19 protein-coding genes are annotated in these 15,597 nt (G+C 56.8%); 7 read left to right on the top strand and 12 right to left on the bottom strand.

Annotated elements, in window-relative coordinates; genetic code table 11:
• Positions 1-16: 16 nt before the first annotated feature.
• From tsaD to ACR0KS_RS12130, 4 genes are read left to right on the top strand one after another with little or no spacing between them, the layout of a single operon-like run.
• Positions 17-1,114, top strand: coding sequence for a tRNA (adenosine(37)-N6)-threonylcarbamoyltransferase complex transferase subunit TsaD (gene tsaD, locus ACR0KS_RS12145; RefSeq protein ID WP_170564611.1), 1,098 nt, complete (start codon positions 17-19; stop codon positions 1,112-1,114).
• Complete coding sequence (locus ACR0KS_RS12140; protein WP_170564608.1) at positions 1,111-2,073, top strand: NAD(P)H-dependent glycerol-3-phosphate dehydrogenase; 963 nt, start codon at positions 1,111-1,113, stop codon at positions 2,071-2,073. Before tsaD ends, ACR0KS_RS12140 begins: the two co-directional genes overlap by 4 nt.
• A gap of 1 nt (position 2,074) precedes the next feature.
• Complete coding sequence (locus ACR0KS_RS12135) at positions 2,075-2,344, top strand: YciI family protein (RefSeq protein ID WP_170564605.1); 270 nt, start codon at positions 2,075-2,077, stop codon at positions 2,342-2,344.
• Positions 2,344-2,766, top strand: coding sequence for an EVE domain-containing protein (locus ACR0KS_RS12130; protein WP_170564602.1), 423 nt, complete (start codon positions 2,344-2,346; stop codon positions 2,764-2,766). Before ACR0KS_RS12135 ends, ACR0KS_RS12130 begins: the two co-directional genes overlap by 1 nt.
• A 200-nt stretch (positions 2,767-2,966) precedes the next feature.
• On the opposite strand, the gene ACR0KS_RS12125 is transcribed toward ACR0KS_RS12130, so the two are convergent.
• Complete coding sequence (locus tag ACR0KS_RS12125) at positions 2,967-3,308, bottom strand: DUF2853 family protein (RefSeq protein WP_170564599.1); 342 nt, start codon at positions 3,306-3,308, stop codon at positions 2,967-2,969.
• 187 nt (positions 3,309-3,495) lie between these two features.
• Here ACR0KS_RS12125 and ACR0KS_RS12120 point away from each other — a divergent pair, with 187 nt between their 5' ends.
• On the top strand, positions 3,496-4,143 hold the full coding sequence (locus tag ACR0KS_RS12120) for a DUF899 family protein (RefSeq protein WP_170564596.1): 648 nt from the start codon (positions 3,496-3,498) through the stop codon (positions 4,141-4,143).
• 63 nt (positions 4,144-4,206) lie between these two features.
• Here ACR0KS_RS12120 and ahcY read toward each other — a convergent pair whose 3' ends face one another.
• Both ahcY and ACR0KS_RS12110 read right to left on the bottom strand, forming a co-directional pair.
• On the bottom strand, positions 4,207-5,595 hold the full coding sequence (ahcY, locus tag ACR0KS_RS12115; RefSeq protein ID WP_170387182.1) for an adenosylhomocysteinase: 1,389 nt from the start codon (positions 5,593-5,595) through the stop codon (positions 4,207-4,209).
• 105 nt (positions 5,596-5,700) lie between these two features.
• A complete protein-coding gene (locus ACR0KS_RS12110; RefSeq protein WP_170386873.1) occupies positions 5,701-6,015 on the bottom strand; it encodes a hypothetical protein in 315 nt (104 codons plus the stop codon).
• A gap of 205 nt (positions 6,016-6,220) precedes the next feature.
• Here ACR0KS_RS12110 and ACR0KS_RS12105 point away from each other — a divergent pair, with 205 nt between their 5' ends.
• Complete coding sequence (locus ACR0KS_RS12105) at positions 6,221-6,814, top strand: HD domain-containing protein (protein ID WP_170564593.1); 594 nt, start codon at positions 6,221-6,223, stop codon at positions 6,812-6,814.
• Here ACR0KS_RS12105 and ACR0KS_RS12100 read toward each other — a convergent pair.
• The 9 genes from ACR0KS_RS12100 to ACR0KS_RS12060 all read right to left on the bottom strand — a co-directional run bounded on the left by ACR0KS_RS12100 (position 6,811) and on the right by ACR0KS_RS12060 (position 14,063).
• Entirely contained in the window at positions 6,811-7,182 is a 372-nt protein-coding gene (locus ACR0KS_RS12100) for a VOC family protein (RefSeq protein ID WP_170554240.1), read from the bottom strand. The two genes, ACR0KS_RS12105 and ACR0KS_RS12100, sit on opposite strands and share 4 nt — an antisense overlap.
• Before the next feature lie 85 nt (positions 7,183-7,267).
• On the bottom strand, positions 7,268-7,822 hold the full coding sequence (locus ACR0KS_RS12095) for an ActR/PrrA/RegA family redox response regulator transcription factor (protein WP_142637470.1): 555 nt from the start codon (positions 7,820-7,822) through the stop codon (positions 7,268-7,270).
• A gap of 188 nt (positions 7,823-8,010) precedes the next feature.
• The gene (locus ACR0KS_RS12090; protein ID WP_170564590.1) at positions 8,011-8,649 is read right to left on the bottom strand and encodes a TadE/TadG family type IV pilus assembly protein; all 639 of its coding nucleotides are present in this window, start codon (positions 8,647-8,649) and stop codon (positions 8,011-8,013) included.
• A gap of 1 nt (position 8,650) precedes the next feature.
• Entirely contained in the window at positions 8,651-9,247 is a 597-nt protein-coding gene (locus ACR0KS_RS12085; RefSeq protein ID WP_170564587.1) for a TadE/TadG family type IV pilus assembly protein, read from the bottom strand.
• Positions 9,248-9,268: 21 nt separating this feature from the next.
• Complete coding sequence (locus ACR0KS_RS12080; RefSeq protein ID WP_170564584.1) at positions 9,269-10,801, bottom strand: Tad domain-containing protein; 1,533 nt, start codon at positions 10,799-10,801, stop codon at positions 9,269-9,271.
• A gap of 497 nt (positions 10,802-11,298) precedes the next feature.
• A complete protein-coding gene (locus ACR0KS_RS12075; RefSeq protein ID WP_170564581.1) occupies positions 11,299-11,670 on the bottom strand; it encodes a cupin domain-containing protein in 372 nt (123 codons plus the stop codon).
• A gap of 116 nt (positions 11,671-11,786) precedes the next feature.
• Complete coding sequence (locus ACR0KS_RS12070) at positions 11,787-12,299, bottom strand: toxin-activating lysine-acyltransferase (RefSeq protein ID WP_170564579.1); 513 nt, start codon at positions 12,297-12,299, stop codon at positions 11,787-11,789.
• Positions 12,296-13,261 carry a Hint domain-containing protein gene (locus tag ACR0KS_RS12065; protein ID WP_170564576.1) on the bottom strand — a complete coding sequence of 322 codons (966 nt, stop codon included), beginning with the start codon at positions 13,259-13,261 and terminating at the stop codon, positions 12,296-12,298. The genes ACR0KS_RS12070 and ACR0KS_RS12065 overlap by 4 nt, the downstream gene beginning before the upstream one ends.
• 181 nt (positions 13,262-13,442) lie before the next feature.
• A complete protein-coding gene (locus ACR0KS_RS12060) occupies positions 13,443-14,063 on the bottom strand; it encodes an SCO family protein (RefSeq protein ID WP_170412768.1) in 621 nt (206 codons plus the stop codon).
• Between the two features lie 92 nt (positions 14,064-14,155).
• Between ACR0KS_RS12060 and regB the strand changes: the two genes are divergently transcribed.
• Entirely contained in the window at positions 14,156-15,553 is a 1,398-nt protein-coding gene (regB, locus tag ACR0KS_RS12055) for a sensor histidine kinase RegB (RefSeq protein WP_170412765.1), read from the top strand.
• The last annotated feature ends 44 nt before the right edge of the window (positions 15,554-15,597 follow it).

Here is a 15,597-nt window from a genome sequence, read left to right as displayed (position 1 = left end):
GTAACGGATCAGGCCAATGGTGCAAACACTTACTGTCCTCGGGCTGGAAAGCAGTTGTGACGACACAGCAGCCGCAGTCGTGCGTCAAAGTGACGGTGCAGCGGCCGAAGTGCTGTCATCGGTTGTCTTTGGCCAGACGGATCTGCACAGCGCGTATGGCGGTGTCGTCCCCGAGATCGCGGCCCGGGCCCACGCCGAAAAGCTGGATACCTGCGTGTTGCAGGCACTCGAATCCGCAGGGATGACCCTGAATGACGTCGATGCCATCGCCGTGACCGCTGGTCCGGGTCTGATCGGCGGGGTCATGTCCGGCGTCATGTGCGCCAAGGGCATCAGCGCGGCAACCGGCCTGCCGCTGATCGGTGTGAACCATCTGGCCGGTCACGCGCTGACACCTCGGATGACCGACGGGATCGCGTTTCCGTATCTTATGCTGCTCGTGTCGGGTGGGCATTGCCAGTATCTGATCGCCCACGGCCCGGAAAAGTTCACGCGGTTGGGTGGTACGATTGACGATGCCCCCGGCGAAGCGTTCGACAAAACCGCGCGGCTTTTGGGCTTGCCGCAACCCGGCGGCCCCTCGGTCGAGGCCGAGGCCCGAACAGGTGACCCGAAACGGTTTCGCTTTCCCCGGCCCCTGCTGGATCGGCCCGGCTGCGACCTGTCCTTCTCTGGCTTGAAAACGGCCCTTATGCGTATGCGCGACCAGATCGCTGCGGAAAAAGGTGGGTTAACCCGTCAGGACCGGGCAGACCTTTGCGCCGGATTTCAACAGGCGGTCGTGGATACTCTGGCCGAGAAAACACGCAGGGCCATTGACCTGTATCTGCAGGAAAGCCCGTCTGATCCCGTTATTGCCGTTGCGGGCGGGGTCGCGGCCAATTCTGCCATTCGATCCGCGTTAGAGACTGTTTCTGCCGAATGCGGCGCCCGTTTTACCGCGCCCCCGCTGCGCTTTTGCACCGACAACGCCGCGATGATCGCCTATGCCGGGATCGAGCGTTTCCGAACTGGTGCACGCGATGGTCTGGACCTGACCGCACGCCCGCGTTGGCCTCTGGACCAAACCAGCCCTGCCATGCTGGGCAGCGGTAAGAAAGGTGCCAAGGCATGAGTATTTCGGTCCTCGGTTCTGGTGCCTTTGGGACAGCGCTGGCGATTTCGTTGGCAGGGAAAGGGCCAGTCACTCTTTGGGCGCGCGACGCGGATCAAGCGCGTTTGATGCAAAGAGACCGTGAAAACACAGCGCGTCTGCCGAATGTGTCCTTGCCCGGCGCGATCTCCATTACCTCTGACATCGCAGAGGCGGCGCAGAACGAGGTTCTGCTGGTTTCCGTGCCCATGCAGAAACTACGCGGTGCCCTTTTGGATCACGCCGCTGCGCTGTCGGGAAAAACCCTGGTCGCTTGCTGCAAGGGCATTGAATTATCGACGGGGCTTGGGCCGATCTCGGTCATTCAGCAGGCCATCCCAGATGCGCGCCCTGCCCTGTTGACCGGACCGAGTTTCGCCGACGACATCGCGCGTGGTTTGCCGACGGCCCTGACACTGGCATGTGCCGACCTCGAACTAAGTCAAACCCTGCAGCACGCCCTGACAACGTCCAACCTGCGCCTGTATCGCACGACGGACGTCACCGGGGCCGAACTGGGCGGGGCATTGAAAAACGTGATAGCCATCGGATGCGGGGCCGCCATCGGTGCGGGGCTTGGCGACAGCGCCCGTGCCGCCCTATTGACGCGAGGCTTCGCCGAAATGCAGCGTTTTGCGCTTATGCGCGGCGCGCAGGTCGATACGCTGATGGGGCTATCCGGTCTGGGGGATCTGGTCCTGACCTGCTCGTCCGAACTGTCCAGAAACTACCGTTTTGGCCTGTCTTTGGGTCGAAATCTGCCTTTTGACGCCGCGACCACTGTCGAAGGTGTCGCCACTGCGCGCGCAATGTCGGACATCGCCACACAAGAAGGGCTGGATATGCCCATAAGCGCAACGGTGGCCGACTTGAGCCGGGGTGCCTACAGTGTACCCGAGGCCATTCAATCCCTGCTAAACCGACCCCTGAAGGAGGAATAATATGCTCATTGCCCTTATCGCCCGCGACAAAGACGGCGCACTGCAAACCCGTCTGGACAACCGCGCCGCGCATCTCGGCTATATCGAGGAAACCGGCGTTGTCGCACAGGCTGGGCCTTTGCTGGTTGGGGACGCGATGATCGGTTCGCTGATCATTCTCGAGGTCGAGGACATGGCTGCCGCCCAAGCCTGGGCCGACAATGACCCCTATGCCAAGGCCGGTCTGTTCCAGTCCGTTGACCTGATCGCGTGGAAAAAGGTCGTGGGCTGATGGCGTATTGGCTGTTCAAATCCGAGCCATCGACCTGGAGCTGGGACCAGCAGGTTGCCAAAGGGGACGCAGGCGAAGAATGGGACGGCGTGCGCAACTATCAGGCGCGCAATTTCATGCGACAGATGGCGGTCGGCGACAGAGGGTTCTTCTACCACTCGCAAAAAGACAAAGCGATTGTCGGCATCGTCGAAGTCTGCGCCGAGGCCCACCCCGACAGCACCACGGATGACGACCGTTGGGAGTGTGTGGACATCAAGGCGGTGCGGCCATTCACGACGCAGGTGACCCTGGACGATATCAAAGCGGATGAGCGTTTGGACGATATGGTTTTGGTCAAGAACTCGCGACTGTCCGTTCAACCGGTCACCGAGGCGGAATGGCAGGTGATCTGTGATCTGGGGCAGACGCAAGCGGACTAATAAAGGGAAGGCTCTGACGGATGCAGAACCTTCCCTACCCCGCGTGCTCCCTACTCACCACACGCGTATGGAAATGTCTGGTTCTGACCGTCCTGGTCACACGCTGACACTAGCCGAAGTATCGGGCCGGGTACAAACCTCAAGTATCTAAAATTTAAGTCGCCCTTTTGGTACGGCGGGCGCGACCGTGTCATGGCACCTTATCCGTAAGCCGACTCTTTCCCGAAATGCTTGGTCAGCATGTAGTAAACGACCGCGCGATATTTATTGCGCTCGGACTTGCCATAGGTTTCCAGAACCTTGTTGATGCCTTCCATCAGTTCGGGGCCATCTGACAGGCCCAGTTTCTTGATCAAAAAGTTGTTCTTGACCGTTTCAAGCTCACCTTCCTGAGTGGCCGCAACCGTTGACGCATCAGCGTCATAGATCGCTGGTCCACAGCCGATGGTGACTTTGGTCAGCAAATCCATATCCGCGTCCATGCCGCATTTGGATTTCAGGTCCTCTGCATACTTGGCAATCAGCTCATCGCGTTTTCCCATAGTCGTCTCCTGAATTGGGTAGATTTGAAATTCCCCATCACCCCGATCACGGTAATGGCCAAGCGGGTTTGCTCAAAGGGGAAAATCTGTGGCGTTCTCCCTAGACCCGTCCCTCAAGCGCAGGGTCTTGATTTCACACTGCCCTTTATTTAACATCAAGGTTAAATTATAAAGTCAGGAGATCGCCGTGACCGTTTCCTTGCCCAACGAAAGCCCCGCGTACCGAGAGGCACGAAACCGCCTGCTGGCCGCCGAAGTGGAATTGCGCGCCAAAATAGAAGACGTGGCCAATCTGCGCCGCCAACTTCCATCGGGTGGCCGGATTCCGCAGGACTACGCGTTCCGAAACCTTCAGGGCGATGGTGCGCCTTTGTCCTCGCTCTTTGGCTCACATGACACGCTTGCAATCTATTCGCTGATGTATGGCCCAAATGCAGAGCTGCCCTGCCCGATGTGCTCGGCCTTTCTGGACGGGTTGAACGGACAGGTTGCTCACCTTTCAAAGAAGATCAGCTTTGCCGTGGTTGCCCAGAATACACCGGAAAAACTGGCGGCGCTGCCAGCAAAGATGGAATGGCACGACCTGCCGCTATTTTCCGCGCTGGGCACCGAGTATCAGCGCGACTATCTGGCCGAAGCCGAAGACGGAAGCCAATTGCCCATTCTGAACGTCTTTCGGCGCTCACAGGACGGAATCCACCATTTCTGGAGTTCCGAGCTTTTCTTCCAGCCCAGTGACTGGCACCCCCGGCACGTAGATGCCGCTTGGCCGCTTTGGAATATTCTGGACCTGACGCCCGAGGGTCGCGGCGATTTCTTTCCGGCCCTGCGCTGAGTATCAGGCACAAAAAAACGGCGGCCCTACAGACCGCCGTTTCAATTCCGTTTTTCGCCAAAATCAATAGCGATAGTGTTCCGGCTTATACGGGCCTTCGGGTTTTACACCGATATAGGCCGCCTGGTCGCTGTCCATTTGGGTCAGCTTCACGCCGATACGGTCCAGATGCAGGCGGGCCACTTTCTCGTCCAGATGCTTGGGCAGGATATAGACCTTGTTTTCGTACTGATCCCCCTTAGAGAAAAGCTCAATCTGCGCCAGTACCTGATTGGTGAACGAGGCCGACATCACGAAAGACGGATGCCCGGTGGCGTTGCCGAGGTTCAGCAGACGACCTTCGGACAGCAGGATGATACGATTGCCCGAGGGCATCTCGATCATGTCCACCTGTTCCTTGATGTTGGTCCATTTGTGGTTCTTCAGGCTGGCCACCTGAATTTCGTTATCGAAGTGGCCGATGTTGCCGACGATGGCCATGTCCTTCATCTCGCGCATATGCTCGATACGGATCACGTCCTTGTTGCCGGTGGTGGTGATGAAGATATCCGCGCTGGCAACTTCGTCTTCCAGCAGTGTCACCTCGAACCCGTCCATCGCAGCTTGCAGCGCGCAGATCGGGTCAACTTCGGTGACTTTCACGCGGGCGCCTGCACCACGCAGCGAAGCGGCCGAGCCTTTGCCCACGTCGCCATAACCACAAACCACAGCAACCTTACCGGCCATCATCGTGTCAGTGGCGCGGCGGATACCGTCGACCAGCGATTCCTTGCAGCCGTATTTGTTGTCGAATTTCGACTTGGTGACGCTGTCATTCACGTTGATCGCAGGGAACGGCAGGTGGCCATCTTTGACCAGTTGATACAGGCGGTTCACGCCAGTCGTGGTTTCCTCGGATACACCTTGAATCTGGTCACGCATCTTGGTGAACCAGCCAGGGCTGGCCGCCATACGCTTGGCGATCTGCTTTTTGATCACTTCTTCTTCTTCCGAACCCGGAACTGGGATGATGTCCTCACCGGCTTCGGCGCGAGCGCCCAGCAGGATGTACAGCGTCGCATCGCCGCCATCGTCCAGGATCATGTTGGGGCCGTCGTCGAACAAGAAGGACTTGTCCAGATAATCCCAATGCTCTTCCAGCGTCTGGCCTTTGATGGCGAAAACAGGGATGCCTGCCTCAGCAATCGCAGCGGCGGCATGGTCCTGGGTCGAGAAGATGTTGCACGACGCCCAGCGCACATCCGCGCCAAGAGCTACCAGTGTTTCGATCAGAACTGCGGTCTGGATGGTCATGTGCAGCGATCCAACGATCCGCGCACCTGACAGAGGCTTGCTTTCGCCGTATTCCGCACGCAGGGCCATCAGGCCCGGCATCTCGGTTTCGGCGATGTCCAACTCTTTGCGGCCGAACCCGGCCAGCGAAATGTCTTTGACGATATAGTCCCCGGCCATCAGGTGCTCCATTCCGGTAAGATTAACTCCAGATTGCCACTAGCATCCCTTTGTGAAGGTGGCAACGAGGACGGCCGGAAACGGGAAAATCACGTTTTTTTTTGATTAACTTGGCGTCCCCTCAACCTTTATCTTGGGGATCGCCTCGAAAAAGTCAGTACCGACGGCGACAATGCAACTGATGCCGTTTGGACGGGTTACCAGAACGGTGTAGCTTCCCGTTTCCTTTGAGGTCCAAACCTCCATAACGGATCGCCCACTCTGGGACTTTTGCAAACCGCCAAAGGTCAGTTCTTCTGAATAGCTGTCCTGCAACTTGGCGATCACATGCTCGCGCTGGGCGCAGCTTTGTGCAAAAGCGGGGGGTGCAGTCGCGGCCATGCCAAAGGCACAGGCAATTCCCAACAAACGCTTGAACATAGCAAGCTCCTTTCGATACGAGTTACGATCGAGAGGGGCACACCGGGAGGAGCGTGCGCCCCCCTCGGTACTAGATGTCGGTATCACCACGCACCTGTTCAAAGCACGAATGCTCAAGAAAAAGTTGGCAGCAGGTGATCTTGACAGGTAAACCATACCACAAAAATGCGGCGCAATCGCGGCTGTTCATATGGGGCATGGCATAATGGCAACACAACCCAGAGCGTGGCAAAGGATGCTGTCCGGTCGCAGGCTGGATCTGCTGGACCCGACCCCCGTGGATATCGAGATCGAAGATATCGCGCACGGCCTAGCCTTTGTGGCGCGCTGGAACGGCCAGACAGCCGGGGATTTTGCCTATTCAGTCGCTGAGCATTCCCTGCTGGTTGAGGAGATTTTTTGCCGGATCGCGCCCAAAGCGCCCGTCAAATGGCAGCTCGCGGCTTTGTTACATGATGCGCCGGAATATGTGATCGGAGATATGATCTCACCGGTCAAATCCGCCGTCGGCCCCGACTACGGCGCGCTGGATGATCGGCTGGCGGCTGCGATCCACATTCGGTTCGGCCTACCCGCCGCAGTGCCCAAAACGGTCAAGCGCCAAATCAAGAAGGCCGACAAGATCAGCGCCTGGATGGAGGCCACCCAGATCGCCGGATTTTCCGAAACCGAAGCGACCAAGTTCTTTGGCCGTCCGGACAAGACCGTGATGGAGGGGCTAGAGATCGTTTTACGCCCACCGGTTGAGGTGCGGCAGGCGTATACGGACCGACATGCCGACCTGCTACGTCAGCTTTAGCCGAATACAAAGAAACACAGCTTATTGCCGTCCGGGTCACGAACATATGATCCGTAAAAGCGGTCCGGCACACGTTGACCGGGCTCTCCTTCGTCGGTTGCGCCCAGACTGATGGCCTTGTCGTACAGCGCCATGCTTTCCTCTTTGGACTGAGCGGCAAAGGCAACCATGCTGCCGTTACCAGCCGAACAATCGCCGCCATCATAGGGTTCGCAAACGGCCAGCATCGGCTCACCGGGTTTGCTGCCGATAAAGGCAATGCGCCCTGCGTCGATGATCACCTTCGCGTCGCGATCCGAAAAAAGGTCGGTATAGAATTTCTTTGCGCGCTCCATATCCGAGACGCCGATGGTCACATAACCGATCATGAGAGTATCCTTGTTTTGCGGTAAGTTTTCAGAAGCAGGCTTCCGGCAAAGCGCTTCAAGGTATCAGATCAAAAAGCGATGCCCGCTAGCGCGGGCTGCGCTTCGCCAATATCCGCTGCAAGGTCCGGCGATGCATGTTCAGGCGACGCGCGGTCTCCGAAACATTGCGATCGCACAGTTCATACACGCGTTGGATATGCTCCCAGCGCACGCGGTCCGCGCTCATGGGGTTTTCGGGCGGTGGCGGCAGCTCGTCGCCCTTGGCCAGCAGCGCGTTGGTGATGTCGGTGGCGTCGGCGGGTTTGGACAGATAATCCGTTGCACCGATCTTGACGGCAGCCACGGCGGTGGCAATGGCACCGTACCCGGTCAGAACCACGACCCGGCTGTCGGGGCGTTTTTCACGCAGCACTTCGACCACATCCAGCCCATTGCCATCCTCAAGCCGCAAATCCACAACCGCATAGGCAGGTGGACGTGCCGTGGAAATGGCGCGGCCTGCGGCGACCGACCCTGCGGTTTCAACCTCAAAGCCGCGCTTTTCCATGGCCTTGGCAAGACGTCTCAGAAACGGCTCGTCATCATCTACCAGAAGCAGGGATTTGTCCGGGCCGATATCGAGATCAGAGCTGTCCGCCATATTCTATTCTTTCCGCTATTTCACGCCTTTGGCTTGAACAAGAGTAATAGCAGCGCCATGAGAAAGGTCAAACAACGCTTGATTGCGGCACGGACTTTAAAATCTCGTGTTGAAATTTGGTCCTCTGACCGGCGGAAACCTTGGGAAAAAACAGCAGTGGGACAGCCCATAAGCTGCCGAAGGGTATACTAGTTGTTGAAGCAGTCCCTGATGATCGCATTTCCATCCGTGTCCACTGCACCGGTATCGAATTTGATCTGTCCGGCAATGCGTGGACGTGTAAACGCCAGCGTCTCGTAGGTACGCCGGGACAGGATGAAGTCGCCAAACATTGGTGTGTAATCCAAAAACGCCTCGGTCATGAGAAGCGTGTCACCTTCGGTAAATAGCGGCGTGTTTGCTGCGTAGAATGCAATCTCGTCGTTGGTCAAAGCCTGCAAACCAGAGGAGGGATGGGACCAGCAGAACTCGAGCACACGCTCGGCCTCGTTTTCACAATCGGCCGTGCATTCAATCGTCGAAATGCGCAACTCGCTAGGGTGTTTGTCGCCGAGTATGTACTTGAAAACACTGTTCAACCCATCAAAGTAACCGGAGTCGATCAGGCTGTCTTCACGGCTGACCATATCTGATACGGTGTAAGCCGCATTTGAACGCAGGTAAGACATCCTGACAGCATCCTGTACGACCAGCGCACCGCAGGTCAGAAGGATCAGCATCGGCAGGGCGATCCCCATTTCAACAAGCGCGGCACCGCTTGTGTCGCGTGTAAAGCGATGTACTGAGCGCTGAATTCGGGCTGAAATACTCTTAAACCGGATAAACATATCAAAATGGCTCGTTTACAAAGGCCGACCTCGACACCAAAGCGAAATTGCCCAAGTCGTCATATCGGGGAAGCGAAGCAAGCATCGGGATCGGGGGAAAAATGGAATTCTGAACCAAACATGCACGTGCAATCATCAATTGGTTTTCGATTCCCGCACTGAAAATGATGGGCGGCTCATAGCCGTCGGGCGGTGTTGTATCGATGCAAAGGACGTCAGCCAGATTCAATGACCAGTCTGACTTTTCGACCTGCCGCACTTCCAAAAGCAGGTTTTCATCGCATCTCCACAACACGATCCGCGCCAGCGGTTTTGTGCAGATCGCTGTCTTGACCTTTTCGTGGTCTGGCTCGGGTATCAGGCCCAGCCGCAATTCGCGAAAGGTTTCGTCGGTTGCGCGGTCCAGTGAAACCTGCCGCATGATCAGGTAGCTGAACTCCAGTGTAATAAAGAGGAACAACAGAAGCACCGGCAGGCAAAGCGAATATTCGACCAGCGTGGTGCCGGTTTCGTCTCGCCATCCATTTTTGAGGCGGCTGGCAAGCGACGAAGTCGTCTGTTTACCTGAAGGCTGTGTATCGCGACGGGATTGTTTCATGACATCAAATCTCCGGCTCGGTCACTGCGTCAGGCGCAGTTTATTGATTTGACGCGCAATCGACGCGAAGGCCGACGCAATATCAAGGCTGTTGACGTCGTAGAAATATGCGGGGGACGAGGCGCAATCAGCCAAGGTTGCGTCACCCTGCCCATAGGTGTCCATTCCGATCGTGAAGACAACAACGCCGTTGTCTTTTGCTGCCTGGCAAATCTGCGAGGTTCGGTTGTTTTTCCACGAACCGCTCCTTTCCTGAACGATCCGGTCATAGTGGGCGTCTGCGCTGCGCCGGGTGTCGGCTCTGGACAGGATGCTGTCTACAAACCGTTCCACAGGCATGTCGGCCCAGACCTGCTGCCAGGTCATCCGTCTTGCCCCTCGGCCTGCCGTCCTGCTCCATTCTCTGTCAGACACCCGGTAGAAATCCCGGCTCGTCCCGCTTCGGTTGCGGTAATAGGCGTAGTTGTTTGAACCGGGCAAACGGAACAGCGGCGAGTCGCCCTCGCGATACGGTGCTTTGATGTCGTAGTTCAGTGTGTTTTCACCGTCAGACATCACGATCAGGTACTTGAGAGCGTCCGGGTTGTCGTAGTCATACGGCATACCGCGACCGGCAGGCCCAGACAGGTAATCATACCCCGCTCGTCCCGACATGGACGACAAAACAGGTCGCAGTGAAGGGTCCAGCATCGCCGCGCCCCATTTGGCGGCCATTTCGATCGATGTATATCCGTATGGTTCCATCGCCCGGATACGGGCTTTCAGAAGTTCGGGGTTCTCTGACCAAGCAAAGATATCGCGCACGGATGAATCCGTAGGGCAAACGGTGCTGTATGAAGTCAGATCCCAGCCCGAGGTCGCCGGATCATGATGCGCCGTTCGGGTCAACAAGGTGTCCGTCGGTACGGCTGTGACGCCGTAGTCGGAATTTGAGTTGAAGGTCACACAGTTGGATGTCGTGTGCTCGGATGTAACCGTGAAATTGCTCAGCAAATCCGCACCAACAGAAACCTGAGTGGCGAACGGAACAAGAGAGATCGTCGTGGTTCCCGGTTGCCCTGGTCTGGGCTGCACCGCGTCTACAAAAGCCTCTGCAGCCGGGATAAGCAGGTCCATACGTGATGGGTTCGAGGCCGGTCCGCTGGTTGATCCGGGCGCCCAGGACATCGAACCGGAGTTGTCCAGCGCAACTGCGATCTCTAAATCGCGGCGAGACTCGGTCGCGGCCCCGACAACCGGAACATCCCAGCCCGTGCGCCCCACAACCCTTGTAAGCAAGGCAGGAAGATGCGCTTCGGCTTCAACAGAAACCGTTCTCTCAAAGGCGGTGTTCACAATGGTGACGTTTTGCAGATTGTCCGCCAGACCAGCCTTGGCAAAGAAGTCGTTGACCACGGCCTCGGGGTCCAGAACCTGTTCCAAATCCGCCGATGCGAGGCTTGCTGAATCCGTTGTGTTCTGAAGTCTGACCCGGAGGTGCTCAGTCAGGGCAATTTCCATCGCGAACCCAACAAAAGCCATCATTGGAATAAGCATAACCGCAACAAAGACCATGACAGCACCGTCTGTCTTCTTGCGGAACCGCAGCAACAGACTGCTAACCCGGTTTTGTTCTTTGTGACTTGCTTTAATCTGGGACCCTGAAACAAAGCGCCCAGAGGGCTTTTTCCATTTCGTAACCATGTCAATCACTCACACACATCTGGTTCGGCCGAACATTTTGGCACAATCAGAACACTAAAAATCTTTAAACAACTTACCCCAATATGAATTGAAAATGAATTGAAAATGAACGGGTAAGATCGAATTATGGACATAATTTCGACACAAAGTCAAATTTTCGCAGATGTTCAGCGCGTTTGCCCGCCTGAAACTCGTCGGACATCAACAGAGAAATGAAAAGTGATTCTAGGGACTTAGCGTCTCTGCAGCCCGGTCGCTTCGTCCAGTGTATTTGGCCGGAACACATGTCGCGAGGTTCTGATCAATAGCGCCCTGAAAGTATCGGCCTCATAACCAATCGCCCAGCTTTTCAGGAATCGTGTACGCTCTCAGAACCCATCCGGCTTGTGTCCGAAGAAGACCTTGGTCACGTCCTCGACAATGTTCCACTCCACACGGCTGCCATTGCGGACAAAAAGGCTTTCTCCGGCGCTCAGGACGCTAACCTGTCCCGTCGTCTTGTCGGTCAGGCGACACTTACCGGACAAAATGGTCATCAACTCATCGCCCTGCTCCGTACACTCAAAAACGCCTTGCGTGCATCGCCAGATACCTGCCCGCGTCGTGTAACCCGGACCACCTGCATCCAGACGCCCAAAGACTTGTGGTGCGCCCTCAACAATCACGTAGTCGCTTCTTGGATCGTCGAATGGCCAAGGATCAAGCGCGCCCACATCGTCACCCGGCTTGTACTTGAGCATGATCTTCTCCGAATTTCCTGCTGGGGACCAGCCGTGCAGCCTGAGCGGTCGATTGACCTTTGGTGAATGGTCCCGGGCCGCTCTGTCCTATTCCCGAAGTGTCCCCGTCCAGACCTTCAAGAAAAGTCTTTATCCGTCAGGACGCGCTGTGTCTTGCCCGTTCGCCCAAAGTCAATGTCTACGATCTTTCGATTTCTGTCCTCGGTCTTGTGACGGCAGAACCGAAAACCGTCCGTGCTGACATTGCCCGGCACCATCGCCCAATTCCAAAGGCTCGGCATGAGTTTGCGGTACGGGGCGATCAAATCAATCACCCACATCCGCCCTCCTTCCGCTTTCCAGTCCTCTGGCATCAGCGGTTTTCCCTGAACGTGTTTCCTTTCTGCCTCGGGTGACAGAAAGGCCCAAGTGAAGATCGCGCGGGGAACCTCGTCAAAACGAAAAATCCTGTACTGGCCCAATACAAGGGGTGGTTCAAACGCCAGTCTCAGGTTCGCAACACTCATCTGATTGTGATAGCCGCTACGAAAGGCCAGAAACATGGCGTCGCCATAGGCGCGCAGGAGTTTCGCGTCCGGCGCTTCTTCTCGCGGCAGAGGTTTACCCGAGGCATCAAGTATTTTTTTCATGCTAAATCAGGGTTTTTGTTAAGCAAGGCGGCTTCCCACGGCTTGAGACCGGGCAAGGCCGAAGGGCCAAAGCTGCGCGAGTTGCTCCTCAGATTCGGGAAGATTTCAAAAAGCTCTTCGGCCGCATCAAGGTCAATGCCTTCCAGACTGGTCGGTCCGGGATGAAAACTCTCGGTCGCGAGTCCGTTGGTAATCATGACTTCGTGCTGATCGAACGCCAGATGGAAGTATTCGACTTCCGATACTTTCCGATCGACCGTGATCGTGGAATCGTTCAGCAAGCCCTTGGCCGGAGCCAAGACAACCGGATGGCCGAACAACATTTCAGCCAGCGGATCGCTAAGCTGCACCCGGTGTTGCGGGGAAACCAGCAGGTCGCTTTTGGGTTGCCCCGGACCTATTGCATCCCGGCAGATCCTAACAGGGTAAAGACGGGTGTTGCTGGCAAGTTCTTCGGCTTCAATGCGTCGGCTTCCGATCCAGCGAATCCTCTCGGCTCGCCCGTCTGCTGTCAGAACCTCATCGTCGATCATCAGGTCTTCGACCAAACGCTCACCGCTGGGGGTGTTGATCAAAGTGCCCTTGGTGACACAAATCAACAGCTCGATAACCACGGTGTCCGTGTCACTCGTTCCAAACGAACCGGTGGCCGTCACAGTGAAACTTATGACCTGATCTGATCCCGAAGCAATGACGGCAGCGCGATCGACGAAAAAGGTAAACTCGCCGGTGGCGGTGTCTGTCACCAAAGTACCGTAGGGCGTGACAAGCGGGCTGAAAACGTAACCGCCTGGCGCCTCACCCTCTCCGACGCCATCCAGGTCGTTATCCAGATCAAAATCGCCCGAGACCGTTGTCACACTGGGATCGCTGAGGTCGGCGGTGGTGGTCCAGATATCCAGACCCTGCTCACCGCTGCCGGTGAACCCGTCCACCTCACTGATGTTTAATACAAAACCCATCTTTCATCGCACCCGGTTCGGTCGCCGGGCGTGGACCGGCAAATCACGTGTCGTTACCTGAATACACGTCGCGGGTTTGTTTCTGCAATTAAACGGGCAGGCCACCCAATTTTAGATGGAAACTGTGTGAATATGGTCCAATCGACCCAAAAACTGAACAGAGTTTCGTGCCCAGCGCGGGTTAGAGCTGGTCCAGAAAGCAACCCACCTTGTCGGCCATCTGTTCGGCGGTATCGTTGCGATTGAAGAACTCGATAAAACCATCCTGTGGCGTCACCAGATAGGTAAAGGTCGAGTGGTCCACCAGATAGTATTCATCGCTTTTGTCATGGGCTTTGTAGTAGGTCTTGTAGGCTTGGCTGGCCGCCTTGACCTGCTCGGGCGATCCGGTCAGCGCGATGGTCTTGCCGCCAAGATTGAAGGCAAAATCACCCACCACTTCGGGCGTATCCCGGTCCGGATCGATCGAGATGAACAACGGCGTCACCGACTGGCCACGCTCGGCCAGAATGTCCACGGCTTCGGCGTTCCGTGACATGTCAAAAGGACAGACATCTGGGCAGAACGTATAGCCGAAGTAAACCAACGTCGGCTCGGTGATCACATCCGCGTCGGTGACTGTTTCGCCTGCTCCGTTGATCAGCTCGAACGGTCCACCAATCGCGGCCGACCCTCCAGCAATCTGGCTGGAACGGCATTGAGCAAACTTGTCATCTGACCCACCGCCCTGTGTCAGCAGCCACATAGCACCTATACCGATGGCCAGAACAACGGTCGCAAGAATGGCATACAGGCGGATCATGACGGGTTTCCTGACCAAAAAGGGGTTGTTGATCGTTTCGGCCGGGACACCTATCAAGATGAACAGCCGATGCAACAGGACATAATGGACAAATGGCAATTTCCAACATCACATTATGGCGCGGTCAGGAACGCAGTAGCTGGATCCGCCTGCGCACCCTCATTCTGTTGCGATGGGTCGCCATTATCGGTCAGATCACCGCGATCACCGTCGCCCAGCAGACCTATCAGGTGCAGTTGGATGCCACGCTGTGCTACCTGGCAATCGGCGTGTCGATCATGGGGAACCTGACGGCTATTCTTGTGTTTCCGCGAAACAAACGGCTGTCAGAGTTTGAAAACTTTCTGATGGTTCTGTTCGACCTGCTTCAGCTTACGATCCTGCTGTATCTGACCGGCGGCTTGAACAACCCCTTTGCACTGTTGCTGGTCGGGCCGGTGACGATCTCGGCCAGTGTCATGAGCACCCGCTCGACGATGATCATCGGCGGTGTCGCCATTGCCCTGACCACCCTGCTGGCGGAATTTCACGTGCCCCTGCGCACGGCGGTGGGCGTCGATCTGGACATCCCCGACATCCTGCTGTTCGGAAACTGGGCCGCCATCGTTATCGCGATCGTCTTTCTTGGTGCGTATTCCCATCGCGTCAGTACCGAGGTGCAGTCCATGTCAGAGGCGCTCTCGGCCACGCATATGGCGCTGGCCCGCGAACAGAAACTGACCGATCTGGGCGGGGTCGTGGCCGCTGCCGCGCACGAGCTTGGGACACCGCTGGCCACAATCAAGCTGACCAGTTCGGAACTGATCGAAGAGTTGGACGACCGGCCGGACCTAAAAGACGATGCTGCGCTGATCCGTGAACAGGCCAATCGATGCAGGGACATCCTGCGGGACATGGGACGCGCGGGCAAAGACGATCTGCATCTTCGGCAGGCGCCCTTGTCGACGGTCGTCCACGAAGCCGCCGAGCCTCATATCAATCGCGGCAAGATCGTTCATTTCGCTGAAGGTCCCGCAGGCGAAGGCGACGTGCAGCAACCGTCAATCCTGCGAAAACCCGAGATTATCCACGGCCTGCGAAACCTAATCCAGAACGCCGTGGATTTTTCGCGCGCCAATGTCTGGGTTGAGGCCGAATGGACCCCTGATCAGATCACGGTAGGCATCATGGATGACGGGCGCGGCTATCCTTCACAAATGATTGGCCGGATCGGAGACCCTTTCATGCGCCGTCGCCGCGCCGAGACCGAGCAACGCGCGCGGCCAGAATACGAAGGCATGGGCCTGGGTCTTTTCATCGCCAAGACCCTGCTGGAACGGAGCGGCGCAGAGCTGGAATTCGCCAACGGCTCGGACCCCTATCAAACCCTGTCCGACCACCCCGAGCGCCGAGGCGCGATCGTCAAGGTCACATGGCCCCGCAATCTGGTGGACGCCCAGATCGGAGATACCCCTGTTCCATCCGGTGCAAATCAACGCTTTCAGGTCTGAGTTAAGACCCCGTTAACCATTGGAAACCATAATCTGTACCCGTG

It is taken from the genome of Ruegeria sp. BC7 (genome assembly GCF_056539165.1).
This window is presented reverse-complemented; position numbering and strand designations above follow the sequence as displayed.